This window comes from Microbacterium sp. Y355 (assembly GCF_059445345.1).
This window is the reverse complement of record NZ_JCAIUD010000001.1, coordinates 1021567-1045749: the sequence shown is the minus strand read 5'-3', so window position 1 is coordinate 1045749 and position 24183 is coordinate 1021567. Positions and strand designations below refer to the sequence as shown.

Genomic DNA, 24183 nt, shown 5'->3' with positions numbered 1-24183 from the left:
GGTCAGCCCAGTGTGAGAGCGCGCTTGATCAGGTCAGCCTGTTCAGCGGCGTGCACCTTCGACGAACCTGTCGCAGGCGAGGCGGATGCTGCACGTGAGATCACGCGGAAGCCGCGCTCGCGCACCTTCGCGAACTCGAGAGCGAGGAACGGCCATGCGCCCTGGTTCTCTGGCTCGTCCTGCACCCACACCAGCTCGGCGTCGGGGTATGACGCAGTGATCGTTTTGAGCGCATCGATCGGTGTCGGGTACAGCTGCTCCAGCCGTACCAGGGCGATCGCCGGGTTCGGGTTCTTATCGAGTTCGCTGCGCAGGTCCCAATGGATCTTTCCGGAATGCACCAACACGCGCTTGACGGCATCGCGGTTCAGGCCACGGTCGTCGTCCAGCACCGGCTCGAAGCGACCGCTCGTGAAGTCCTCAACCTTGCTGGTCGCACCACGCAGACGCAGCATGGCCTTCGGAGTGAAGACGATGAGCGGCTTGCGGGGACGTGCGTATGCCTGGCGACGTAGCAGGTGGAAGTGCGAGGCCGGTGTCGACGGCCGAGCAACAATCATGTTCTCCTGAGCGCACAGCTGCAGGAAACGCTCGATGCGCGCCGAGGAGTGGTCTGGTCCTTGACCTTCGTAACCGTGCGGCAGCAGGAGCGTGACGCCGGACTGCTGACCCCACTTCTGTTCAGCGGACGAGATGTACTCGTCGATGACGGCCTGGGCGGTATTGGCGAAATCGCCGAACTGGGCTTCCCAGAGCACGAGTGCTTCTGGAGCCTCCACCGAGTAGCCGTACTCATATGCCATCGTGGCGTACTCGCTGAGCAATGAGTCGTAGACGAAGAATCGGCCCTGCTTCTCGGACAGGTTGGCCAGCGGCAACCATTCCTGACCGTTCGCACGGTCGTGCATGACCGCGTGACGCTGCACGAAGGTGCCTCGGCGCGAGTCTTGACCGGCGAGGCGCACCGAGGTGCCCTCAGCGAGCAACGAGCCGAAGGCGAGAAGCTCGCCGAAGCCCCAGTCGATGTTGCCGCTGCGCGTCATCTCAACGCGCTTATCGAGCAACTGCTGGATCTTCGGGTGCACGGTGAAGCCCTCAGGCTTGTTCGCGAACGCTTCACCGATGAGGCTGACGACCTCAGCCGAGATGCCGGTGACCTCTGGCGCGCCGACGATCTCGTCCACGGGGACGAGGTCGGGAGCGATCGGAGTGGCGCCGGTTTCGGCGGCGTGCGTCTCGGCGAACGCGACCTCGAGACGACCCTGGAAGTCGTCCTTGGCCTGCTCGTACTCTTCTTCGGTGATGTCGCCTCGTCCGACGAGAGCCTCGGTGTACAGCTTGCGGACCGAGCGCTTCGCCTGAATGAGGTCTGTCATGAGTGGCTGCGTCATCGAGGGGTCGTCGCCCTCGTTGTGCCCACGGCGGCGGTAGCAGACGAGATCGATCACGACATCGCTGTGGAAGCGTTCACGGTACTCGAAGGCAAGCTGGGCGACGCGGATGACTGACTCGGGGTCGTCACCGTTCACGTGGAAGATCGGTGCCTGGATGGTCTTGGCGGCGTCGGTCGAGTAAACCGAGGTGCGCGCGTCCGTCGGTGTCGTCGTGAATCCGACCTGGTTGTTGACGACCACGTGGATCGTGCCACCGACCCGATAACCGCGCAGTTGCGACATCTGTAAGGTCTCGACGACTACGCCTTGACCTGCGAAAGCAGCATCACCATGCACGAGGATCGGCAGCCACGAGAACGTGCCGATTGGCTTGCGATCCTGCTTGGCACGGACGATGCCCTCGAGCACGCCATCGACGGTCTCAAGATGCGAGGGGTTCGCCGCGAGATAGATCGGCAACTCGGACTTGTCGTCGGAGACGAAGGTTCCCTCGGTGCCGAGGTGGTACTTCACATCTCCTGAGCCGCGCTGGTTGCCCGTCGCCTGAATGCCTTCGAACTCGCGGAACACGTGGCCGTAAGTCTTGCCGGCGATGTTGGTCAGCACGTTCAGTCGACCACGGTGGGCCATGCCGATGGCTGCGCCTTCGAGCCCGGAAGCGGCCGCGCCCTGCAGGATCTCATCCAGCAGTGGAATCAGAGACTCGCCACCTTCGAGCGAGAAGCGCTTCTGGCCAACGAACTTCGTCTGGAGGAAGGTTTCGAATGCTTCTGCCTCGTTGAGCTTGCGGAGGACCCGCAGCTGCTCGTCGTGCCCGGGCTTCTGATACTTGACTTCGAGCTTCTCCTGGAACCAGCGACGTTGCTCCGGGTCTTGGATGTGCATGTACTCGATGCCGAGCGTGCGGCAATACGAGTCGCGGAGCACGCCGAGGATGTCGCGCAGCTTCATGACGCGCTTGCCGCCGAAACCGCCAGTGACGAAGGCACGGTCGAGATCCCAGAATGTGAGGCCGTGGCTTTCGATCTCGAGGTCGGGGTGCGAGCGCTGCACGTACTCGAGCGGGTCGATGTCGGCCATGAGGTGACCGCGCACACGGTAGGAGTTGATGAGCTCCTGCACACGGGACTGCTTGTCGACGCGCTCTGCGAGGTCGACGGCGATGTCGGAATTCCAGCGGATCGGCGCATACGGGATGCGCAGGGCCGCGAAGATGTCGTCGTAGAAGCCGCGCTGACCGATAAGGGTCTCGTGGACCTTCTTCAAGAACTCACCAGAACCCGCACCCTGGATGACACGGTGGTCGTAGGTGCTCGTCAGAGTGATTGTTTTGCCGATGCCGAGTTCGGCCAGCGTCTTGTCGCTGGATCCCATGAACTCGGCCGGGTAGTCGAGGGCGCCGGCGCCGATGATGCAGCCCTGGCCCTTCATAAGACGCGGCACAGAGTGGACTGTGCCGATGCCGCCGGGGTTGGTCAGCGAGACCGTGGTACCGGCGAAGTCGCCAGCTGTGAGCTTGTTGCCGCGGGCTCGGGTGACGAGGTCTTCGTAGGCGGCGAGGTACTCCGTGAACGTCAGGGTGTCTGCGCGCTTGATGCTCGGCACCATGAGGGCACGGGTGCCGTCGGGCTTGGGCAGGTCAATGGCGATGCCGAGGTTGACATGCGCAGGGGCGACGACCGACGGCTTGCCCTCAATCTCGGCGTAGAAGACGTTCTGGCTCGGGAATTCCTTGAGCGTCTGGATCAGAGCCCAACCGATGAGGTGGGTGAAGCTGATCTTGCCGCCGCGCGAGCGCGACATGTGGTTGTTGATGACGATGCGATTGTCGATCATCAGCTTCGCGGGAATGGTGCGCACACTGGTCGCCGTGGGCACCGTCAGCGACTGGTCCATGTTCGCGGCGAGAGTCTTGGTCATGCCGCGCAGCGGAGTGACCTTGTCCTCATTTGCGGATTCCGCGGCGGCCTTCGCTTCTGGCTTTGGCGCCTGGGCCGGGATCGGCGCGGGGGCGGCAGGCTTGGCGGTGGTGCGAGCCACTGGCTGTGAGCCGATCACAGGGATCGGTGCGGTCACAGGGTGTTCAGCGGCGGCCGCAGAGGCTGCGGAACTGGTTGCCTTGGGAGATGCGGGGGTCGCCTCCGGCTTGTAGGTCTCCAGGATCGGCCACCACTCCTTGTCAACGGAGTTGCGATCAATTTTGAACTGTTCGTAGAGTTCGTCGACGAGCCACGAATTGGCTCCGAAATCCCCGTCGTCCGATCCCCCGACGCCGGCCACCTGGTTCGCCACGCGCTATCGCCCTCTTTCATCGCTGAAGCTTTGGTTCGTGCACGACACCGGAGTCGCCGGATTCGTGCACCGTATGTCCTAGCCTAACGTGTTCCTACACGTGAATACGCGCGTAGCCACGCCCGTTTTGCTCCGCGGAAAGCTACCGTGGAGACATGAAGTTCGTCAGCGAGCAACCCGCCGTAGATCTCACCTATTCGGACGTCTTTCTTGTGCCACGACGTTCAGACATCACGAGCAGGCTTGAAGTGGACCTTGCGCCCAGGGATGGCACACCCGCGACGATTCCACTCGTGGCGTCGAACATGAACTCGGTCACCGGCCCCCGGCTCGCCGCTGTGCTGGCAAGGAGAGGTGGTCTCGGCATCCTTCCGCAGGACATGCCGCTGCAGGATCTGGATGCCGCGATTCGCGAGGTCAAGGCACAGCCGGTCGCATGGGACAGCCCTCTCGTGCTGCCTCCGTCCACTTCGGTGGCCGATGCTCTGCGTCTGTTGCCACCGACCGAAGGACACGGTGTCGTCGTCGCTGAGGGCGCTAACGCCGATCAGAGATCGAAGATCGACGCATCCGCGGTGCGTGGAATACTGCCGGCCACTCGCCTCGGCGTGGCGCTTCCTGACGCGCAGTTGGGCGACCTGGTGCACTCCGGAACGCCCGCTCTGGATGCCGAGGACATCAGGGACGGACGCGCGGCCTTCGACGTCATCACCGAGACCGGAGCCGAGTTGGTCATGGTCGTCGATCATGGACATCTGGTCGGAACGCTCAGCGCGCGCAGCGCCCTGCGCTCGACTTTGTACGCTCCGGCGCTCGATGCCGACGGGCGCCTCGCAGTAGGCGCGGCCGTGGGCATCAATGGCGACGTCGCAGCCAAGGCGAAGGCCCTCGCCGCCGCGGGAGTCGATGTGCTCGTAATCGATACCGCACACGGACATCAGGACGGGATGCTGCGCGCCATCGCTACCGTGGCTGCTCTGAATCTCGGCATCCCGCTGGTGGCGGGCAACATCGTGACATCAGACGGTGTGAACGATCTCGTCGACGCGGGGGCATCGATCCTTAAAGTCGGCGTCGGGCCCGGCGCGATGTGCACCACGCGCATGATGACCGCTGTTGGTCGGCCGCAGTTCTCCGCAGTGCTGGAAACGGCTGAGGCGGCGCACTCGCTCGGCGCGCATGTGTGGGCCGACGGGGGAGTGCGCTACCCACGCGATGTGGCGCTCGCGCTCGCGGCCGGTGCGGCATCTGTCATGATCGGCTCCTGGTTCGCCGGCACGATCGAGGCGCCAGGACAGCTGCAGACCGACACCGACGGACGAATCTACAAAGAATCCTGGGGCATGGCCTCGACCAAAGCCGTGCACGCCCGGTTCGGACGGCTCGACGCCTACGATCGTGCACGAAAGGAGCTTTTCGCCGAAGGAATCTCCTCGTCGAAGATTTACCTGGACCCGCTGCGCCCAGGGCTGGAAGACCTGCTGGACATGATCACCTCTGGCGTGCGCTCGTCGTTCACATACGCCGGAGCCGCGTCGGTGCCGGAATTCCACGACCGTGCACTGGTCGGTCGCCAGTCTGCCGCCGGGTACGAAGAAGGAAAGGCGTTGCCGGTCAGCTGGTAGCGCACAACATCCACATCAACAGCGATCAGATAGAACTGGTTCTGTAGAATTGATGCACCATGGACGACCCTCCCAGTAGAAGTACACAGCCCCACTGCCTGCCGCCGACCTCTGAGGAGGGGAGCGACTGATGGATTACGTCATGTTGGGCGTGGGGCTCCTGCTCACGGTAGGGACGGGATTGTTTGTCGCGAGTGAGTTCGCGCTTGTCAATCTCGACCGTGCTGAACTCGAAGCGCGTCAAGCCCGCGGAGAGTCCCGCCTGGCGCTCACGATCAGCGCACTGAAGCACACGTCGACCCATCTCTCATCTGCGCAGCTCGGTATTACGCTGACGACGCTGCTCACGGGTTACACGATGGAACCAGCACTGTCGAATCTGCTCGGACCGGTTCTGACCTCGTGGGGAATCGCCGAGTCCGTGGTTCGCCCCATTTCGACCGTCGTCGCCATGGTCGTCGCGACCGTGTTGTCGATGATTCTCGGCGAACTTGTGCCGAAGAACTTCGCCCTCGCATTGCCGCGCCAGACCGCCAAACTGGTGCTCCCATTCCAGACCGGATTCACGGCCGTCTTCAAACCTGTGATCGTCGTGCTCAACGGAAGCGCGAATGGCGTACTGCGCTCGATGGGCATCGAGCCCAAGGAAGAGCTCTCTGGTGCTCGAACGGCGGAAGAACTCTCGTCTCTCGTGCGCCGTTCGGCCAGCGCCGGCTTCCTGGAAGCAGACACCGCTAGCCTGCTCGACCGCAGCCTCACATTCGCCCGTCTGTCCGCCGACGACGTCATGACCCCGCGCCCCAGCATGCACGCGATCTTCGCCGGGGACTCTGCGGAAGATGTCATCCAGCTTGCCCGGCGCACAGGACACAGTCGATTCCCGGTCTACGACGACGATCTCGACGACATCACCGGTGTCGTACACCTGAAGGCGGCCGTTTCGGTGCCGCGCGAGCGCCGCGCCGAAGTTCCCGTCGGCGCGCTCGCCACTGAGCCGCTGCGTGTTCCGGAGACGTTGCACCTCGATGTACTGATCTCGGAGCTGCGTGCGAAGGGCTACCAGCTGGCGATCGTGGTCGACGAGTACGGCGGGACCGCCGGGATTGTGACACTCGAAGACCTGGTCGAGGAGATCGTCGGTGAGGTCTCCGATGAACACGATCGCAGCCGCGCCGGCGTGGTTCGCGGCCTCGATTCGATCACTTTCCCGGGTGAGCTGCGCCCTGACGAACTGCGCAGCCGAAGTGGAGTCCAAGTTCCTGAGGGAGATGTGTACGACACCGTGGGTGGCTACATGATGAGTGTGCTCGAGCGCGTGCCCGCCATTGGTGATGAGGTGGCTCTCGACTCTGGCGTGCTGCAGGTGATCCGCATGGACGGGCGCAGAATCGACCGCGTCCGTTACACGCCAGAGCCGGTCAACGCTGCGATCGAGGAGGTGACCCGATGAACGATTGGGCTGGAATCGTCTGGTTGGTCGTGCTTCTCGTCGCGAACGCCTTCTTCGTCGGAGCCGAGTTCGCAGTGATCTCCGCTCGACGCTCGCAGATCGAACCACGTGCCGAGGAGGGCTCGCGCGCCGCCAAAACGGCACTGTACGCAATGGAGCACGCGACGCTCATGCTCGCGACTTCGCAGCTTGGGATTACGATCTGCTCGCTGCTGATCCTGAACGTCTCCGAACCGGCGATCCACCATCTCCTTGGCGTGCCGATGCATGCCCTCGGATGGTCGGACACCGTGGTGGACGTCGTCGGATTCACGGTCGCTCTCCTGCTGGTCTCCTATCTGCACGTGGTGTTCGGTGAGATGGTGCCAAAGAACCTCGCGTTCTCGGTACCGGAGCGAGCAGTGCTCATCCTCGCCCCGCCGCTGGTGTGGGTGTCAAAGGTGTTCATGCCGGTGATCTGGGTGCTCAATGCGGCCGCTAACGGCGTACTGCGGTTGTTCCGCGTCGAGCCCAAGAACGAAGCAGCATCCACGTTCACGATCGACGAGGTGGCGACGATCGTTGACCAGTCGCGCCGTGAGGGGCTGCTCTCGGATACTTCCGGCGCCGTGGCGAAGGCTGTGGAATTCACCGACAAGAAAGCACGCGATGTCGCCGTGGCTCTGAGCGATCTGGTGACGTTGCCGCAGACCACCACGCCGGATGACATTGAGCGTGCGGTCGCCCGTTACGGCTTCTCCCGCTACGTGATCGTCGACGAGGAGAACGTGCCGGTCGGTTATGTGCATCTGAAGGACATCCTGCGCGCTTCGGAGGGTGCGGATGCGGCGACTATGACGGTGGAGCCCATCCCGCAGAAGCGCGTCCACCACATGGTGCCTGTGCAGGAAGACACCGACCTCGAGGATGCCCTCGCGGTCATGCGCCGTGCCGGACGTCACCTGGCGAAGGTGCGAAATGCGCAGGGCGAGACGACAGCGGTGCTGTTCCTGGAAGACATCCTGGAAGAGCTCGTCGGCGAGGTTCAGGATGCGACGCGGAGGGTCCACGGCCGCTGACGCGCTCATCCCGCCCGGTCGTCCGGTGTGGTGAAGGTGTGTCAGCGCCAGCGGGCGCGCGTGTACTGCGGAGGCCAGGTGATATCGGCACCGAGTTCATGCGCGGCCCGCAGGCCGAAGTGCGGGTCGCGCAACCACTCGCGTGCGGCGAATATCGCATCCGCCGCGCCATCAGCGAGCACCTGCTCGGCCTGCTCGGCTGCAGTGATGAGCCCCACCGCCGTCACGGGGATCCGTCCGATCTGACGCACGGTCTCGGCGAGCGGCACCTGGTAGCCAGGGTGCACGTCGATCTTCTGGTGTGCGACGAGCCCGCCGCTGGAGACATCGATGAGGTCAGCCCCGTGTTCGATGGCCCAGCCACTCACAATTGCCGCCGCTTCGGGAGTGAAGCCGCCCTCGGCGTGGTCAGTTGCTGAGATACGCACGAACAGCGGCACGCCACCGCCCGCAACCTCGCGCACGGCATCCACGATGCGCAGCAGGAGGCGTGCACGGTTCTCAAGCGATCCGCCGTATGAGTCCTCGCGCAGATTCGAAAGTGGCGAGAGGAACTGATGCAGCAGATATCCGTGCGCACCGTGGATCTCCAGCACGTCGAAGCCCGCCTCCAGGGCGCGGTGCGCGGCGTCACGGAAACTGTTGACGAGGTGCTCGATGCCCGCATCATCCAGCGCGACGGGCTCGTCGAACCCCTCGAAAGCGATCGCTGACGGCGCGACCGTCTGCCAGCCACCATCGGCGACAGATACCGACCCGCGCTCATCTGCCCATGGCCACCATGTCGATGCTTTGCGTCCGGCATGTGCGAGCTGGATGCCGGCACGCCCGCCGCGTTCGTGGATGGCTCGTACGATCGGCGCCCAGGCATCACGCTGTTCGTCGTTCCACAGTCCGGCATCGCGCGGAGAGATGCGTCCTTCGGGGGTGACGCCGGTCGCCTCGGCGACGATGAGCCCTGCGCCGCCATCGGCGAATTGCGTGAGATGCGTGTGGTGCCATTCCTGCACCACCCCGTCGACGGCGCTGTACATGCACATCGGGGAAACCCAGAGGCGGTTCGAGAACGTGACGGAGCGGAGGCCGAGCGGGGAGAAGAGAAGACTCACTCGTTGACCGTATCGCGCTCAGACGGCAGCGGCGCGCTAGCGTGGAACCATGGTCGACGTCCGTGAATGGTCCCGTGCAGACACCAGACCCCTGTTGCGGGTGCCGGGTGCAACGGATGACAAGTACTCACGCGGTGTCGTTGCGCTGCGCACAGGATCGAACGAGTATCCAGGAGCCGCGGTACTGGGTGTCGAGGCGGCTTGGCGTACTGGTGCAGGTTTCGTCCGATTCGTCGGTGAAGGACGGGCAGCGGACGCTGTCATCGCCCGCCGACCGGAAACGGTGGCTGCGGCAGATGCTGGTCCGACCCGGGTGGATTGCTGGGTCATCGGCTCCGGTACCTCTGCCGTGGAGCGCACACCAGACGAAGAGGCGGCGCTGCGCAGTATCCTCTCCGGGACCGCCCCCGTCGTTGTCGACGCCGGGGCACTCGATCTCGTGCCGGAGACGAGGGCGCCCGTGATGATTACCCCACACGCGGGGGAATTCGCGCGACTGCGCGCTCAGATTCGGCTGAGAGAGTCTGGCGACCGCGTCGCGGATGCCGTTCAGACTGCACACGCCCTTGGCTGCACGGTGCTGTTGAAGGGGGCTACGACGCTGGTCGCGGCATCAGATGGAACGGTCATCTCAGTTTCATCCGCGCCAAGTTGGCTTGCGACGGCCGGAGCAGGCGACGTGCTCGCCGGAATTCTCGGTGCGTTGGTTGCCGCGAACCCGACAGCCCCAGTTGCCGAGGTCGCGGCGGCCGGCGCCTGGTTGCATGGATACGCGGCGCGTCTGGCATCCGGCAGTATCGAGTGGGGCGTCGGGCATCCGATCGTGGCGCTCGACGTCGCGGAGGCTCTTCCCGCCGCGATCGGAGATCTGCTGTCGTGAAGTTTCGGACAATCGGTCTGTGGGGCGCATTCCTCGCAGTGCATATACTCATCGCCTGGCAGGGCTGGGTGTATCCGAGTCAGCCGATGGGCGATGTCGTCCTCGTCTACGAACCCTGGTCAGCTGCTGCCCTCAGTGGCGGCTCCATCGTCGGGATCACGGAGCCGTGGGTGTACCCCCAGCTGGCTCTGCTTCCGATGCTGCTTACTCAACTGCTCGCTTGGCCGTTGACGGGCCTGGTCGGCGTGCCCGGCGCATACCTGATCGGGTGGGCAGTGCTGATCACCGCTCTGGATGCTGTCGCCTTCGGTGTACTCGTCGGTCGCACTGGCTCGTCGTCGCGCCGTTCTGCCGGATGGTTCTGGGCCGCAGCGCTTCTATTGCTCGGGCCGATCGCCATGTACCGCATCGACGCGGTCACGGTGCCGCTGGCTGTCATCGGCGGGTTCTGGCTCGTCAAGCGTCCTGGCGTCGCGACGGTGCTGCTGACGATCGCAGCCTGGATCAAAATCTGGCCGGGTGCCCTGGTGCTCGCAGCTGTCGTGGCAGCGAAGAGTCGGATGCGGGTATTGCTCACGGCCGTTGCCGTCTCTGCAGTGACCGTGGCAGCGCTGTTCCTCCTCGGCGCTGATCGGCATTTGTTCGGATTCCTCACCGAACAGACCGGACGCGGGCTGCAGGTCGAGGCAGTCGCGGCGACGCCGTTCATGTGGATGGCGCATTTCGGCGCAGCATCCGTCGACTACAGCTTCGACATCCTGACCTTCCAGATCGGCGCGCCTGGCGTTGATGTGCTCGCCGCATTCCTGACCCCACTGATGATGCTGGTGACGCTCGCAGTGGTCGCGCTCGGCGCCGTCAAGGCCATGCGGGGAGCATCCTTCCCGCGGCTGTTCCCACCGCTCGCCCTCGCGATCGTGGCGACGCTGATCGTCACCAACAAGGTGGGATCGCCGCAGTTCCAGACCTGGTTGATCGCTCCCGTAATCCTCTGGATCATCTTCGACCGCACCCGATCGGGCGTGCCCGCCGGTGTCGTGCTTGCGCTGTGCGCACTGACCTGCCTGATCTACCCGCTGACCTACGACGCGCTGCTGCGGACGGACCTGCTGCCACTGTTGCTGCTGACCGTGCGCAACCTCCTGCTCGTCGGGCTGCTCGTCATCGCCGCGCGCGCCCTGGTGCGCGTACCCATCAGCCGCATATCCACCAGACGCTGAACGCCCCAGGCATCGAACCGAAAGGAAACATTATGCTCATCGCATTCTCCGTAGCACCATCCGGCACCGGTCGCGAGGACGGATCCGTCCATGACGCCGTCGCGGCCGCAGTCAATGTCGTCCGCGACTCCGGTCTGCCGCACCGCACGACCAGCATGTTCACCGAGATCGAGGGCCCGGACTGGGACACGGTGATGGATGTCGTCAAGCGGGCCACCGAAGCGGTGATGCCATTCGGCTCCCGTGTGTCGCTCGTCCTCAAGGCAGATATTCGTCCCGGATACTCCGATGAACTCGACGGGAAGCTTGACCGGCTGGAAGCCGCGATCGAGGATGCCGCCGATCAGTGAGATCTGGCCCTGACATCTGACCAGTAGCATTGACGGGTGAACCACTCCTCGACACTCTCGAGGGGTGCGGCGATGACGGCGCTCCTCTCTCTCGCCATCGGCTCCTTCGGCATCGGAATGACCGAGTTCGTCGTCATGGGGCTCCTGCCAGACATCGCCCAGGATCTGCTCCCAGATGTGTGGGCGGCGTCGCACGAAGAAGCGATCGCGCAGACCGGCATCCTCATCTCGCTGTATGCGCTCGGTGTGGTCATCGGTGCGCCGACAATCGCTGGCTTCGTCGCGCGCTTCCCGCGCCACCATGTGATGCTCGGGCTCGCACTGGCACTGACCCTGTTCAACGCACTGACGATCGTGCTGCCAACGTTCGAGCTGGTCGGGATGTCGCGCTTTCTCGCGGGCCTGCCGCATGGCGCGTACTTCGGGATCGGCGCGCTCGTCGCGGCAGATGTGCTGGGCCCAGGCAAGCGCGCCAAAGGCGTTGCCTTCATTCTCACCGGCCTCACCATCGCGAACGTCGTCGGTGTGCCGCTCGGCACGTACCTCGGGCAGCAATGGGGCTGGCGGACGGCGTTCCTGATCGTCACCGTCGTCTTCGCTGTGGCGACCGTGTGCATCGCCAGGTTCGTGCCGAAGCACCCGGGGGAGCCTGGTCGCACCATGCGGTCAGAGCTCGGCGTGTTCCGAGTCGGTCAGGTGTGGCTCACGCTCGGGATCGGAGCGATCGGTTTTGGCGGCTTCTTCGCCGTCTACAGCTATGTCGCGCCACTGGTGACAGAGGTCGCCGGTTCGCCCGAATGGGCAGTTCCGATCGTGCTCGTGCTTGTCGGTCTCGGCATGACCGTCGGCAACCTGCTCGGTGGGTACATGGCAGATCGGGACCTCCGTCGTACGCTTCTGATCGGTATGGGCGCGCTTGCGCTGGTTCTCGTTCTGTTGGCGCTGCTGTCGTTCCAGATCATCCTGCTGGCATTCTTCGCATTCGCGGTGGGGCTGGTGTCCTCTGTGCTGAGCCCTGCGATCCAGACGAGGCTCATGGATGTTGCGGGGGACAATCAGTCGATCGCCGCCGCGATGAATCATTCCGCGCTCAACATCGGCAACAGCCTCGGTGCCTTCCTCGGCGGAATGGTGATCGCTGTCGGGTGGGGCTTCACCGCGCCCGCGTGGGTCGGAGCAGCACTCGCACTGGTAGGCCTCGCAATAACTGTGGTCGCGGTCCGCGTCGAGCGGGTCGCCGTCGCGGCCTGATCAGTGCAGAGCTCTAAAGTGAGGGCATGGATGCGACGATGCACGTTGCCGGAACGGCAGTACTGCTGCGTGATCGCGCAGATGGACCCGAAGTTCTGTTGACACGACGTCCGGACCGCGGATCCTTCGCCGCGGCGTGGGTGTTTCCCGGTGGCATGGTCGAATCCCCGGATGCGGTCCACGGTGAATCCGAGCAGCAGACCGCGGCGCGTGCTGCCATCCGCGAGTGCGAAGAAGAGGTGGGGCTTCGGCCGGTGGAACTGGTCACCCTGTCGTGTTGGGTGCCACCAGTGGAAGCACCGAAACGCGTGCGTACTTGGTTCTTTCTCTCGACTGCGCCAGAGGGCGAGCTGACGCTGTCGCCTGACGAAGTGGAAGAGTCGCGCTGGCTGGCGCCCGCAGCGGCGCTCAGGCTTCATGCGCTGGGCGATCTGCGCCTGTTTCCGCCGACCTGGGTGACGTTGAACGCGCTGCAGGCGGTGCACAGCATCGAAGCGGCGTTCGCCGCCGCATCCGCTCCTGAGTTCTACGCCACGCACATTCTTGGCGACGGAATCTTCGTCTGGGGTGGGGACGCCGAGCATCCAGAAGGCGGCGAGGGGCGGCACAGGTTGGAAACCGCTAACCGCCCGTGGCGATATCTGCGCGACTGATTCAGCTGTCGAGCAGGCGACGCAGATGCGCGCCGACCTCTTCGGTCTCGATCAGGAAGCCGTCGTGGCCGAAATCACTGGTGAGGACCACAGCCTCGTTGCCATCAAGGGTGTTCGGGATGCTTCGCGCGATGCGATGCTGTCCGTCGACGGGGAACAGCCGGTCGGTGTCGATACCGAGCACGAGCGTTGTGGCGGTGACGCCATGGAGCGCTTCTTCCACACCGCCACGGTCGCGGCCGACGTCGTGCGAGCTCATGGCCTCGACGACTGTGATGTAGCTGTTCGCATCGAAGCGGCGGGTGAACTTGTTGCCGTGGAAGTCGAGATAGCTCTCCACTGCGAAGCGACCACCGTGGCCGAGAGGCGAGACGCCTGATTGCCAGGAGCGTTGGAAGCGCTGGTTCAGCTCGATCGGGCTGCGGTAGTTCAACAGCGCCATTCGGCGTGCGAGGGCAAGCCCGCGGTGCGGCCCGTCGCCGTCATCGAGGTCGTAGTACTCGCCACCCTGGAACCGTGAGTCCATGCGAATTGCTTCGAGCTGCACCGAGTTCAGTGCGATCTGGTCGGCGGTACTGGTCGGGGGAGAAGAGAGGATCGCGAGTCGTTCGACGCGCTCCGGGTGCGTGGCCGCCCATTCGAGCGCGTGCATGCCGCCCATAGATCCACCGATAACGCTGGCCCAGCGGTCGATGCCCAGCTCATCTGCGAGCAGCACCTGGGCGGCGACCTGGTCGCGGATCGTCAAGTAGGGGAAGCGGGAGGCCCACTCGTAGCCGTCCGGCGCGACGCTGGCGGGGCCGGTGGAGCCCTGGCATCCGCCCAGCATGTTCGGCGCGATCACGCACCAGCGATCTGTGTCCAGCGGAGCGCCGGGACCGACGATGTCTTCCCACCATCCTGCGGTGGGATGCCCGGACCCTGCGCCGCCGCGCAGATGGCTGTCTCCTGTGAGCGCGTGCAGCACGAGGATCGCGTTGTCGCGAGCGGCGTTTAGCTCGCCCCACGATTCGTACGCGACGCGGATGCTGGGCAGCTCCTGCTCGCTCTCGGTGCGGAACGGGCCAAAGGCGGCGAACTTCCGGTCGCCGACCGGGTCGCCGTCACGCCATGCGCCCGTGACCGGAGGGCGTGCTCGGAGGAGGCGCGCATCCGCTGCCGTCACTCGCGCCGATGGCACGGTGTCTTCAGAGGTGCTCTGCCAGTCCATACATCCATTCTCGCCTGGTTCTGCGCATGCGCGGCGAACGTTACGGCGGGGCTGGAGTGGGTGCCCAACGCGGGGATACGGAAATTCCCTCCGACAGCGAGGCTGGGGAGGGAATTTCCGTATCCGACGGGCTGAGAACTAGGCGCGAGCGGCCTCTGAGACGCGACGTGCCGCGGCCAGGGCCTGCTCCAGATCGGCCTTCAGGTCTTCGATGTTCTCGAGTCCCACAGACAGACGCACGAGACCAGGCGTGACGCCTGAGGTGAGCTGCTGCTCTGGCGTCAGCTGCGAGTGCGTCGTGGATGCCGGGTGGATGACGAGCGAGCGCACATCACCGATGTTCGCCAGGTGGCTGAACAGCGACAGGCTGTTGACGAACTCGCGACCGGCCCCGACGCCGCCCTTGAGTTCGAACGAGAGGACAGCGCCGACGCCCTTCGGCGCGTACTCGTTCGCCTTGGCGTACCAGGGGGATGAAGGGAGCCCTGAGTAGTTCACGGTCGCGACGTCGGCGTGGTTGTCGAGCCACTCAGCGATCTCCTGCGCGTTCTGCACGTGGCGCTCGATGCGCAACGACAGCGTCTCGATGCCCTGGATGAGGTTCCAGGCGCTCTGCGGTGCGATGGCCGAGCCGAGGTCACGAAGCAGCTGAACGCGGGCCTTGATGATGTAGGCGAGCGAGTCGCCGACCGCCGTGGTGTAGACCGCGCCGTGGTACGACGGGTCAGGCTCTGTGAGGCCGGGGAACTTCGCAGCGTTCTTGGTCCACTCGAACTTCCCGCCGTCGATGATCGCACCGCCGATGGTGGTGCCATGGCCGCCGAGGAACTTGGTGACCGAGTGCACGATGATGTCGGCGCCATGCTCGAACGGACGGATCAGGTACGGCGTGGCGATCGTGTTGTCGACGATCAGCGGGACGCCTTCGGCGTGCGCGACGTCGGCGACGCTGCGGATGTCGAGCACGTTGATCTTCGGGTTGCCGATGGTCTCGGCGAAGAAGAGCTTGGTGTTCGGGCGCACAGCGGCTCGCCACTCTTCGATGTTGTCCTGGTTCTCGACGAAAGTGACCTCGATGCCGAGCTTGGCGAGCGTGTACTTGAAGAGGTTGTACGTGCCGCCGTAGATCGAGCTGGACGAGACGATGTGGTCCCCGGCCTGCGCGATGTTCAGCACGGCGAACGTCGATGCTGCCTGTCCGCTGGAGAGCACCAATGCTCCTGTGCCGCCTTCGAGCGCGGCAAGGCGCTGCTCGAGGACGTCCTGCGTCGGGTTCTGAATGCGTGTGTAGATGTTTCCGAACTCGGCGAGCGCGAACAGGTTCGCGGCGTGGTCTGCGTTGTCGAACACGTACGACGTGGTCTGGTAAATCGGTGTGGCGCGCGCCTTGGTGACCGGGTCGGGTGCGGCACCCGAGTGAATCTGCTTGGTCTCGAAACGCCAGGTCTCAGCTGCGGACATGTTGTTCTCCCTGGATCGGATTGAGGTCAGTACGGCGGATGCCGCTTATGTGAGGGTACGTAGAAGCCACGATGTCAACAACGCGCCGGACATGTTACGTAACATCAGCAGACCCGGAAAAGTCGTACGGTTGAGGCATGGTGATCAGGCGTGCAGTCGTGACAGGTGCGAGTTCCGGGATCGGGGAGGCCACAGTTCGTGATCTTCGCTCGCGCGGGTGGGATGTGGTCGGCGTCGCCAGACGCGCAGATCGACTTCAGAAGCTAGTCGATGAGACCGGCGCATCGGCCATCGCATGCGATCTCACCGACGCGGATGCCGTCGCTTCTCTCATCAAGGAACTTGAGGCCGCAGGCCCGGTGCACGCACTCGTGCAGGTGGCTGGTGGCGCTCGCGGCACTGACCGAGTTGAAGACGGCAGCGTCGACGACTGGCAGTGGATGTTCGACGTGAACGTGCTGGCCACGCAGCGTCTCGTGGCTGCTCTGCTGCCGCTGCTGCGCCGTGCCGCGGCATCCGATGGCCATGGTGACCTGGTGTTCGTGACTTCCACGGCCGCATACACCGCCTACCCCGGTGGCAGCGGCTACAACGCGACAAAGGCTGCGCAATCGATGATCGTCAAGGTGCTGCGTCAGGAGCTCAACGGAGAGCCGCTGCGTGTGGTCGAAGTCGCTCCTGGCATGGTGCACACCGAGGAGTTCACCCTCAACCGTCTGCGCGGCGATCAGCTCGGGGCCGAAGCTGTGTACGCGGGTGTCGATGAGCCGCTCACGGCTCACGACGTCGCCGACGTCATCGGCTACGCGCTCGATGCGCCGGGTCATGTGAACCTCGACCTGATCACGATGCGTCCGGTCGCTCAGTCGGCACAGCACCTTCTCGCGCGCGGCGAGCTGCGGGTGCGCATCGAGTCCGAGGACTGATTCTCGGTGCTGAGCCGGCCACTGGCCCAGCTGGCGGCGGAAGGACTGATCGACCGCGGGTGGGCTGATGCGCTTGCACCTGTTGCCGACCTGATCCGTGAGCTTGGTGAACGCCTTCGCCTGGAGAAGGACGAAGGTCGAGAGTATCTGCCGTCAGAAGATCGGGTGCTGCGCGTCTTCCAGCAGCCCTTCGCAGACGTGCGCGTGCTGATCGTGGGGCAGGATCCTTATCCGACCCCCGGACATCCGATCGGGTTGTCCTTCGCAGTGGATCGCCACGTGCGGCCGTTGCCGAGGAGCCTGACGAACATCTACGCCGAGCGCGAGAGCGATATTGGTATTCCACCCGCACCACACGGTGATCTGACGACGTGGAGCGACCAGGGAGTGCTGCTGCTGAACCGGGTGCTCACGGTGCGCCAGGGGGAGGCAGGATCCCACCGCGGCTGGGGTTGGGAGCAGGTGACCGAGCTCGCGATTCGCGCGCTCCTGGCGCGCGAGCATCCACTTGTCGCGATTCTCTGGGGGAAGGATGCCGGGAGTCTGCGGCCGATGCTCGATGAGACTCCGATCATCGAATCTGCCCATCCTTCGCCACTGTCTGCGCGGCGCGGATTCTTTGGCTCGCGGCCGTTCTCCAGAGCGAACGAAATCCTCATTCAGCAGGGAGCGAACCCGATTGACTGGCACGTCGGTGGCGACGATGCACGCTCGGCGCCCGCTCCGGCACTATTCTGACTTTCATGCAGTTCGAACCCGGCGACCGACGTCGACGGCTACCGCGTCATCTAAGGGCACCTGAACCTGCGCCGGACACCTTCTCGTTCGTGATCAGGCCGGCCCGAATCGGTGATCTGCCGGACATCCGTGAAATATACAACCACTACGTCGCGAACTCCGTCGTGACCTTTGACGAGAAGCGCAGCACACATCGATACTGGCGCGAGAAGTTCGCCATGCTGACCAAACTCAAACTTCCTTTCCTCGTCGCCGTAGGCCCGTCGAATCAGGTCATCGGATATGCGCTGGTGCAGCCGTGGGCGAGCAAGACGGCATACCGATACACCGTCGAGGATTCGATCTATCTCGGGCCGGGCGCCGGCGGAAAGGGTCTCGGCTCCTCGCTGCTGCAGGCGTTGATCGAGGCGTGCGAACAGATCCGCCTGCGCGAGATCGTGGCAGTCATCAGTGACAGCGGCGCCGAAGCATCGATTCACCTGCACACGAAGCTCGGCTTCGTCGAGGTCGGGCGCATGGGCAGAGTCGGCTTCAAGTTCGGACGCTCGCTGGGAACGATCTACCTGCAGAAGTCACTCAAACCGAAGCGTCGCCGCCTCGCGCAGCGTGAGGGATGACCGGTATCGCCGCCAGCAGTCGCTTGGTGTAGTCCTGCTGTGGGTGCAGCAGGACGTCCTTGGTCGTACCGCGCTCCACGATATGACCGTCTTTCATCACTGCGACCGTTTCGCACAGATTCTGCACCATGCCGATGTCGTGGGAGACGATGATCAGCGTCAGATCCTCCGTCGTCAGAAGCCGTGCGAACAGTTCCAGTACCTGAGCGCGCACCGTGACATCCAGCGCTGACATCGGTTCGTCGCCGATCAGGATGCGCGGCCTGTGTGCGATCGCACGTGCGATCGCGACGCGCTGCCGCTGGCCGCCGGAGAATTCGTGCGGATAGCGGTCGGCCATTTCCGGTTCCAGCCCAACTTGGGTGAGAACCTCGTGCACCCGTGCGCGACGATCGCCTTCGATGCCGAGTGCCCACAGCGGCTCGGCGATGATCTGACCGGCGCTCATCCGAGGGTCGAGCGAGGCATAGGGGTCTTGGAAGACCAGTCCGGTCTGACGGCGCAGCCAATGCAGCGAACGGGCAGAGGCCGTGGCATCCACCGCCTTGCCATCGATCGAGACCGAGCCTGCCGTCGGGCGGTCCAGTCCCAGCAGCAGACGGACCAATGTGGATTTTCCCGAGCCTGACTCGCCGATGAGACCGATGGACTCGCCGGCCTCGATGCTCAGGTCTGTCGGATGCAGAGCCGTCTGAACCTCGGCGCGGTCGAACATCGTGCGCTTCGACACGGCAAAATCGCGGCGCAGGCCACGCGTTTCGATGAGGCTCATGAGTCACCGCCATCCGGACGCCACAACGTCGCCGTGGCATCGCGCAGCAGACCCTGCGTAATCGGAGAGACCGGAGCGGTGAGCAGCGTCGAGACCGGAGCCGCTTCAATCACCCGGCCATGTTCGAGCACGACGCCGTGTGTGGCAACTTGGGCGAGCACGGCCAGGTCGTGTGTGATGAACATCAGCGACATGCCGTTTTCTTCGACAAGCGACAGCAGTAGACGCAGGATCTCGGCCTGGATCGTGACATCCAGTGCGGTGGTGGGTTCATCGGCGATGAGCAGCCGGGGACGGCAGGCGAGAGCCATTGCGATCGCGACGCGCTGACGCTGCCCGCCGGAGAGCTGATGTGGATATTTCTGGACGATCGACTCCGGATCGGGCAAGTGCACGCGCGCCGCCTCTTCGATCGCCCGTTCGCGCGCCTCGCGTTTGCTTACGCCGGTGTGGATGCGCACAGACTCGGCGATCTGCCTGCCCACGGTGCGGATCGGATTCAGCGCTGTGCGCGGCTCCTGGAACACGATGCCGATGTCGTCGCCCCGGAAGCGTGCCAGCTGCTTGTCTGGCATCCCGATCAGCTCGGTGTCATTCCAGAGGACGCTTCCGCTGGATGTGGCACCGTCGGGGAGAAGACCAAGGATGGCGAGCGCGGTAATTGACTTGCCAGATCCGGATTCGCCGATGAGACCGAGGCGCGCGCCGTCTGGCACCTCGAAGGAGATGCCGTCGATCACGCGGCGTCCGTCAATGTCGACGACGAGGTCTTGCACGACGAGGCTCATGCGATGACCGCCGGAGTGTGAGTTTCCGCTGCGCGATGCTGCAGAGTCGGGTCGGTGGCTTCGCGCAGCGCGTCACCGAGCAGGTTCAATGCCAGCACGGTGATCGTGATGGCAAGTCCTGGCCAGATGACCGAGAGTGGGTGGATGCTGATGTACCGCTGCAGGTCTGCCAGCAGGATGCCCCATGAAGGCTCCACGATCGAGGCGCCGAAGCCCAGGTAGGACAGACCGGCCTCGGCGAGCACGGCGACTGCCATCGACCACGACAGCTGCACGATGAAGACCGGCGCGACGTTCGGCAGCAGATGACGCACGAGGTTCTGCGAGGTGGTGAGGCCTGAGGCCCGCCCGGCGAGCACGAAGTCGCTCTGCTGTACGCGGCGCAGCTCTGGGCGGGTGACACGGGCGATGTTCACACCAAACCCGATGCCGACCGCCCAGATCACGACCCAAAGCGATCCGCCCCAGACCGAGGAGATCATCATCGCGATGATCAGTACGGGGAAGGCGATCAGGATGTCGACGAGGACAGCGATGGTCTCCCGCATCCAGCGGAAGGTGAGAGCACCGAGCGCGGCGAGGGCGATGCCGACGACTGTGGCGATGATGCCGGCGCCGAGGCTGACGAAGACCGTAGTGCGCGCTCCGGCCATGATGAGGCTGAGGATGTCTCGGCCTGTGTTGTCGGTGCCCAACAGATGCGGCCATCCTGGCGCAGCCCAGCGGGCGCGGATATTGGTCTCAAGCGGGTTGAATGGCGTCCAGAACACTGAGACGAGCGCGACAAGCGCGATCACGGCGACAGCAATCAAACCGAATCGTCCGGTCGCGCTGTGCCACAGCGCGCGCAGCCAGCGGGGCATCAGGCGGCCTCTCTCTGTCGAGGGTCGACGAAATGGTGGACGAGATCGACGATGAAACCGATGATGAGCACAAGCCCAGTGAGTACGAGCAGCTCGCTTTGCACCTTGATCAGGTCGCGCGTGCCGACGTCGGCGACCAGCATCCGCCCGATGCCGGGAAGAGTGAAGAGCTGCTCGATCACGACTGAGCCGACGATGATGCCTGCCACCTGAAGCCCCAGCACCGTCACGATCGACAGACCCACGGCAGGGATGCCGTGTTGGATGAGCGCCCGATTGCGGGTCAGCCCTTTTGCGGCCGCAGTGCGGACGAAATCCTGGCCGCGGGCCTGCAGGGTCGCGCTGCGAACGAAACGCAGCAGCATTGCGCCCTCGACGATACCGATGGTCAGGGCGGGGAGCAGCAACGACTGGAACGCTTGCCACGGCTGGTCCCAACCGCCACGGGGGAAACCCTGTGCAGGCAGCCAGCCGAGCCAGATCGCAAACACCACGATGAGCATCATGCCCGCCCAGATGACGGGGACGGCGGCCAGTGCCTGTGCGGTGACGCTGAGGGCAGTGCCACTCGCGCGCCCGCGCAGCAGGGCAGAGAGAATTCCGAACGGGATGGCTATCAGTAGCGCGATCACAAGGGCCATGATTCCGAGCGGAACTGTCACCTGTGCTTTCTCGGCCAGTTCTTCACCGACGGACGCACCGCTGAGCTGAGACGTGCCGAGATCTCCGGTGAGCACTCCGCCGATCCAGTCGCCGTACTGCGCCATCAGCGGACGATTCAGGCCAAGCGACTCGCGCAGTGCGTCCACCGTCGCCGGCGTCGCCTGCGTGCCGGCGATCAGCTGCGCGACGTCTCCGGGGAAGACCCGCAACGTCAGGAAGATGAGCACGCTCGACACGAGGAGCCCTGCGATCAGCAGGACTCCTCGTGTGAGCGTGTAGCGAAGCACCCGGAATTACTCTGCGGCGACGGTGACACCCGCGAGGTTGATTCGCGAGTTGATCGAGTCTTCGGGGAACCCGGCGACGATCGGGCGCACGGCGGTGATGGTCTCACCCGTGTACAGCCAATCGGCGGCATGATCCTCGGAGACGAGACGCGCGGCCTCGGCGAGAAGTGCGGCGGAGGCGTCTTCATCGATTTCGGCGAGTGCCTCAGCGTACAGTCGCTGCACTTCGGGGTTGTCGTAGTTGAAGTAGTAGTCAGGGTTTGCGAAGTTACCGAAGTCACGAGGCTCGACGTGGAGCACGAAGCTGAGTTCGTAGTCCTTGTTCGTGTAGACGTCCTCGAGCCATGTCGCGAACTCGACCGAGTTGACTTCAAGCGTGACGCCGACCTTTGCGAAGTCGGAGATCAACACGGTGGGCACGGTGGTCCCATAGAAGGACGGAATGGTGAGCGTCAGCTCCAGGTCCTCCTGCCCGGCATCGGCGAGCAGTTCCTTCGCGCGCTCCGGGTCGTAGGGGGCAACATCTGACAGGTCTTCGTACCCGGGGTCGAGTTCGGGGATCGGACCATACTGTGCCTGGCCGGAACCAACCGCCTCGATGAGTGCTTCGTGATCGATTGCGAGTCGCAGCGCCTCACGCACGCGCACGTCGTCAAGCGGCGCCTTCGCGTTGTTGAATGCAAGAGTTGCCTTGTCGGTGGTGCGGCCCTGGGTCAGCAGGAAATCTCCCGAGTCTTCAAGCTCGGGGGCGAGGTTGGGGTCGACTGCGGTGAGAACATCGAGGCTGCCGTCGAGGGCGGCATTGACACCAGCGGTGAAGTCGGGGATGTATTCGAAGACCACCTCGGCGACACTGGCCGGCTCGCCCCAGTAGGCATCGTGGCGCGCGAAGGTGATTGCACTTCCCTTACTCCACTTTTCCAAAGTGAACGGGCCGGTGCCGTTCTCTGCGGTTTGCAGGTCGGTGGTGTCACCGGTCTGGAAGACGAGCCCAGCAGGACCGGTGAGCGCGAACAGGAAGTTCTGGTTCGGCGCGGTCAGTGTGATGACCACTGATGTCGCATCCGGCGCCGCAATCGAGGCGATACTCGCGAAATCAGAGAAGCCCTGCAGTGTCTCGTCCGTGCGGACGGCTTCATAGGATGCCACGACATCCGCTGAGGTGAGTGCCGTGCCGCTGTGGAACGTGATGCCCTCGTTGAGCGTGAACGTGTAGGTGAGGCCGTCATCGGAGACTTCATACTCGGAGGCCAGGCTCGGCTCGATGGTGTTGTCCTGCGTGCGCGTCACCAGGCCCTCGTAGATGTTGTCGATCAGGATCTGTTCGATCGCTGCGCCGCTGGTGTGACGGATATCGAGGTTCGTCGGTTCGAGAACGAGACCGACGGTGAGCGTCGCGTCGGGATCGGGCTCGCCTGTGGAGGTCTCCACCGGCTCCGGCGTGGAACCCGCGCAGGCCGTCAGGATGAGGACGGTCGCGGCGAGGGCGGAGATGACGGCAAGGCGTCTGGGACGTCGGAACATGAAGTGCGGGATCCTCTCGGGTGGCAGCTGCTGTGTTGCCGGTTCGGGTAGAGCCTAGGGAAGGGCGGACTGTGTACTCAGAACAGTGGAATGCGGCGTCACATTCCTCGGGCGGGCGCCTTCACCGAAGCGCGGATGAGATCGGCGAGCTCTTTGGGCGCTGTCTCCTGCACATTGTGGGTAGCGACGACGTTGATCACTTGCGCGGTCGGCACGAGGCGCTGCAGTTCGACACCATCGGCTTCGCTGACGAAACCTGAGGTGGCCCGCACGAGCGTGATGGGTGCTTTTGCCCCGGCAAGGTCATCCCAGCCGGTGGTGGCGAGGATCGGCGGCGTCGCGTTGTCGGTAGCGGGCGCGGCCAGTGCACGGGATGCGAGGTGAGCGAAGTGATGCTTCCACTCGATGCGACCGTCCGGACGTACGCGGGTGTTGAGGAAGACTCCCCGCTCGGTGTCGGGGCGCGAACCGCCGAAGCCGAGTGAGATCGCGCGATCGACCAGTTCGTCGCGGGTGGCGAAATCGGTGGGGCCCTCGTAGAACTTGCGGAGGACCGCTGGGCCGCCGGAGGTGTCGATACCCGGCGTGATGTCGACGGTGATTAGCTCACGCACCAAGTCAGGACGAGTGGATGCCACGGCGGCCGCGGTCAGCCCACCGAGAGACTGGCCAACCAGCACCTGCGGCTCTGAGGTCCACTGCTCAAGCGCGATGACGACATCGGCGGCGAGAGTGCGGGCGGAATAGTCCACGTCATCGCGCCAGCTTGAATCTCCGTGGCCAGCGAGATCGATCGCGAGAGTCGGTTCGCGCAGCAGGAGTGCAGTTGTGTCCCACGTGTGAGCATTGAGGCCAGCGCCGTGCAGCAGCGTGACGGTCGGAGCATCTTCTCCGTAGCGGAGCGCACTCAGCACGCGGCCGTCTGGAAGTGTCAGAGTGAGGCGCGTGACAGTAACCACCTCCACTCCGAGCGCCCGTGCCTGGTGCGGAAGGTAGCTGAACTCATCGATTTCTGTCGCCACGGCAATATTCTGACCCTCAAACCCCGGCGC

Annotated in this window: 21 protein-coding genes; 11 read left to right on the top strand and 10 right to left on the bottom strand. The window is 64.3% G+C overall.

Annotated features, from left to right (window positions below; translation table 11 throughout):
- Nucleotides 1–2 precede the first annotated feature (2 nt).
- Nucleotides 3–3686 carry a multifunctional oxoglutarate decarboxylase/oxoglutarate dehydrogenase thiamine pyrophosphate-binding subunit/dihydrolipoyllysine-residue succinyltransferase subunit gene (locus tag AC1C2O_RS05220; protein ID WP_495429383.1) on the bottom strand — a complete coding sequence of 1228 codons (3684 nt, stop codon included), beginning with the start codon at nt 3684–3686 and terminating at the stop codon, nt 3–5.
- A 155-nt stretch (nt 3687–3841) separates the two neighbouring features.
- Here AC1C2O_RS05220 and guaB1 point away from each other — a divergent pair, with 155 nt between their 5' ends.
- The 3 genes from guaB1 (at nt 3842) to AC1C2O_RS05205 (ending at nt 7819) form a co-directional block, all read left to right on the top strand.
- Complete coding sequence (guaB1, locus tag AC1C2O_RS05215; RefSeq protein WP_495429382.1) at nt 3842–5311, top strand: GMP reductase; 1470 nt, start codon at nt 3842–3844, stop codon at nt 5309–5311.
- 130 nt (nt 5312–5441) lie between these two features.
- Complete coding sequence (locus AC1C2O_RS05210) at nt 5442–6761, top strand: hemolysin family protein (protein WP_495429381.1); 1320 nt, start codon at nt 5442–5444, stop codon at nt 6759–6761.
- Complete coding sequence (locus AC1C2O_RS05205; protein ID WP_495429380.1) at nt 6758–7819, top strand: hemolysin family protein; 1062 nt, start codon at nt 6758–6760, stop codon at nt 7817–7819. The genes AC1C2O_RS05210 and AC1C2O_RS05205 overlap by 4 nt, the downstream gene beginning before the upstream one ends.
- Before the next feature lie 41 nt (nt 7820–7860).
- Here AC1C2O_RS05205 and AC1C2O_RS05200 read toward each other — a convergent pair whose 3' ends face one another.
- On the bottom strand, nt 7861–8928 hold the full coding sequence (locus tag AC1C2O_RS05200) for an NADH:flavin oxidoreductase/NADH oxidase (RefSeq protein ID WP_495429379.1): 1068 nt from the start codon (nt 8926–8928) through the stop codon (nt 7861–7863).
- Nucleotides 8929–8977: 49 nt separating this feature from the next.
- Here AC1C2O_RS05200 and AC1C2O_RS05195 point away from each other — a divergent pair, with 49 nt between their 5' ends.
- The 5 genes from AC1C2O_RS05195 to AC1C2O_RS05175 all read left to right on the top strand — a co-directional run bounded on the left by AC1C2O_RS05195 (nt 8978) and on the right by AC1C2O_RS05175 (nt 13282).
- Nucleotides 8978–9808, top strand: a complete 831-nt coding sequence (locus tag AC1C2O_RS05195; protein ID WP_495429378.1) for an NAD(P)H-hydrate dehydratase — start codon at nt 8978–8980, stop codon at nt 9806–9808.
- Nucleotides 9805–11028, top strand: coding sequence for a hypothetical protein (locus tag AC1C2O_RS05190; protein ID WP_495429377.1), 1224 nt, complete (start codon nt 9805–9807; stop codon nt 11026–11028). Before AC1C2O_RS05195 ends, AC1C2O_RS05190 begins: the two co-directional genes overlap by 4 nt.
- A gap of 32 nt (nt 11029–11060) precedes the next feature.
- A complete protein-coding gene (locus AC1C2O_RS05185) occupies nt 11061–11378 on the top strand; it encodes a thiamine-binding protein (RefSeq protein WP_495429376.1) in 318 nt (105 codons plus the stop codon).
- Between the two features lie 72 nt (nt 11379–11450).
- On the top strand, nt 11451–12629 hold the full coding sequence (locus tag AC1C2O_RS05180; protein WP_495431676.1) for an MFS transporter: 1179 nt from the start codon (nt 11451–11453) through the stop codon (nt 12627–12629).
- A gap of 26 nt (nt 12630–12655) precedes the next feature.
- Nucleotides 12656–13282: an NUDIX hydrolase gene (locus tag AC1C2O_RS05175; protein ID WP_495429375.1), complete on the top strand. Its 627-nt coding sequence runs from the start codon at nt 12656–12658 to the stop codon at nt 13280–13282.
- Between the two features lies 1 nt (nt 13283).
- Here the strand turns inward: AC1C2O_RS05175 and metX are convergent, their stop codons facing one another.
- Together metX and AC1C2O_RS05165 are read right to left on the bottom strand one after the other, a co-directional pair.
- Entirely contained in the window at nt 13284–14492 is a 1209-nt protein-coding gene (gene metX, locus AC1C2O_RS05170; RefSeq protein WP_495429374.1) for a homoserine O-acetyltransferase MetX, read from the bottom strand.
- Nucleotides 14493–14630: 138 nt separating this feature from the next.
- Nucleotides 14631–15953, bottom strand: coding sequence for a bifunctional o-acetylhomoserine/o-acetylserine sulfhydrylase (locus AC1C2O_RS05165; RefSeq protein ID WP_495429373.1), 1323 nt, complete (start codon nt 15951–15953; stop codon nt 14631–14633).
- 137 nt (nt 15954–16090) lie between these two features.
- Here AC1C2O_RS05165 and AC1C2O_RS05160 point away from each other — a divergent pair, with 137 nt between their 5' ends.
- The 3 genes from AC1C2O_RS05160 to AC1C2O_RS05150 are packed head-to-tail and all read left to right on the top strand — an operon-like array spanning nt 16091 to nt 18234.
- Nucleotides 16091–16879, top strand: coding sequence for an SDR family oxidoreductase (locus AC1C2O_RS05160; protein ID WP_495429372.1), 789 nt, complete (start codon nt 16091–16093; stop codon nt 16877–16879).
- A gap of 9 nt (nt 16880–16888) precedes the next feature.
- Nucleotides 16889–17617 (top strand): uracil-DNA glycosylase, encoded by a 729-nt coding sequence (locus AC1C2O_RS05155; RefSeq protein WP_495431675.1) that lies wholly within the window; start codon nt 16889–16891, stop codon nt 17615–17617.
- 5 nt (nt 17618–17622) lie between these two features.
- Nucleotides 17623–18234, top strand: a complete 612-nt coding sequence (locus AC1C2O_RS05150) for a GNAT family N-acetyltransferase (RefSeq protein WP_495429371.1) — start codon at nt 17623–17625, stop codon at nt 18232–18234.
- On the opposite strand, the gene AC1C2O_RS05145 is transcribed toward AC1C2O_RS05150, so the two are convergent.
- The 6 genes from AC1C2O_RS05145 to AC1C2O_RS05120 all read right to left on the bottom strand — a co-directional run bounded on the left by AC1C2O_RS05145 (nt 18194) and on the right by AC1C2O_RS05120 (nt 24159).
- A complete protein-coding gene (locus AC1C2O_RS05145; RefSeq protein WP_495429370.1) occupies nt 18194–19006 on the bottom strand; it encodes an ABC transporter ATP-binding protein in 813 nt (270 codons plus the stop codon). The two genes, AC1C2O_RS05150 and AC1C2O_RS05145, sit on opposite strands and share 41 nt — an antisense overlap.
- Nucleotides 19003–19794 (bottom strand): ABC transporter ATP-binding protein, encoded by a 792-nt coding sequence (locus AC1C2O_RS05140; protein ID WP_495429369.1) that lies wholly within the window; start codon nt 19792–19794, stop codon nt 19003–19005. The genes AC1C2O_RS05145 and AC1C2O_RS05140 overlap by 4 nt, the downstream gene beginning before the upstream one ends.
- Entirely contained in the window at nt 19791–20657 is an 867-nt protein-coding gene (locus AC1C2O_RS05135; RefSeq protein WP_495429368.1) for an ABC transporter permease, read from the bottom strand. The genes AC1C2O_RS05140 and AC1C2O_RS05135 overlap by 4 nt, the downstream gene beginning before the upstream one ends.
- Nucleotides 20657–21607, bottom strand: coding sequence for an ABC transporter permease (locus AC1C2O_RS05130; protein WP_495429367.1), 951 nt, complete (start codon nt 21605–21607; stop codon nt 20657–20659). The genes AC1C2O_RS05135 and AC1C2O_RS05130 overlap by 1 nt, the downstream gene beginning before the upstream one ends.
- A 6-nt stretch (nt 21608–21613) precedes the next feature.
- Nucleotides 21614–23131, bottom strand: a complete 1518-nt coding sequence (locus tag AC1C2O_RS05125; protein ID WP_495429366.1) for an ABC transporter substrate-binding protein — start codon at nt 23129–23131, stop codon at nt 21614–21616.
- A gap of 98 nt (nt 23132–23229) precedes the next feature.
- On the bottom strand, nt 23230–24159 hold the full coding sequence (locus AC1C2O_RS05120; protein WP_495431674.1) for an alpha/beta fold hydrolase: 930 nt from the start codon (nt 24157–24159) through the stop codon (nt 23230–23232).
- Nucleotides 24160–24183 lie beyond the last annotated feature (24 nt).

Excerpts from the sequence above, each read along its gene's own strand:
- AC1C2O_RS05150 (WP_495429371.1), top strand. The coding sequence starts at position 17,623 with ATGCAGTTCGAACCCGGCGACCGACGTCGACGGCTACCGCGTCATCTA.
- AC1C2O_RS05210 (WP_495429381.1), top strand. The coding sequence starts at position 5,442 with ATGGATTACGTCATGTTGGGCGTGGGGCTCCTGCTCACGGTAGGGACG.
- AC1C2O_RS05180 (WP_495431676.1), top strand. The coding sequence starts at position 11,451 with ATGACGGCGCTCCTCTCTCTCGCCATCGGCTCCTTCGGCATCGGAATG.
- AC1C2O_RS05205 (WP_495429380.1), top strand. The coding sequence starts at position 6,758 with ATGAACGATTGGGCTGGAATCGTCTGGTTGGTCGTGCTTCTCGTCGCG.
- AC1C2O_RS05175 (WP_495429375.1), top strand. The coding sequence starts at position 12,656 with ATGGATGCGACGATGCACGTTGCCGGAACGGCAGTACTGCTGCGTGAT.
- AC1C2O_RS05140 (WP_495429369.1), bottom strand. The coding sequence starts at position 19,794 with ATGAGCCTCGTCGTGCAAGACCTCGTCGTCGACATTGACGGACGCCGC.
- AC1C2O_RS05195 (WP_495429378.1), top strand. The coding sequence starts at position 8,978 with ATGGTCGACGTCCGTGAATGGTCCCGTGCAGACACCAGACCCCTGTTG.
- AC1C2O_RS05160 (WP_495429372.1), top strand. The coding sequence starts at position 16,091 with ATGGTGATCAGGCGTGCAGTCGTGACAGGTGCGAGTTCCGGGATCGGG.
- AC1C2O_RS05185 (WP_495429376.1), top strand. The coding sequence starts at position 11,061 with ATGCTCATCGCATTCTCCGTAGCACCATCCGGCACCGGTCGCGAGGAC.
- AC1C2O_RS05125 (WP_495429366.1), bottom strand. The coding sequence starts at position 23,131 with ATGTTCCGACGTCCCAGACGCCTTGCCGTCATCTCCGCCCTCGCCGCG.
- AC1C2O_RS05135 (WP_495429368.1), bottom strand. The coding sequence starts at position 20,657 with ATGCCCCGCTGGCTGCGCGCGCTGTGGCACAGCGCGACCGGACGATTC.
- metX (WP_495429374.1), bottom strand. The coding sequence starts at position 14,492 with ATGGACTGGCAGAGCACCTCTGAAGACACCGTGCCATCGGCGCGAGTG.
- AC1C2O_RS05165 (WP_495429373.1), bottom strand. The coding sequence starts at position 15,953 with ATGTCCGCAGCTGAGACCTGGCGTTTCGAGACCAAGCAGATTCACTCG.
- AC1C2O_RS05145 (WP_495429370.1), bottom strand. The coding sequence starts at position 19,006 with ATGAGCCTCATCGAAACGCGTGGCCTGCGCCGCGATTTTGCCGTGTCG.
- guaB1 (WP_495429382.1), top strand. The coding sequence starts at position 3,842 with ATGAAGTTCGTCAGCGAGCAACCCGCCGTAGATCTCACCTATTCGGAC.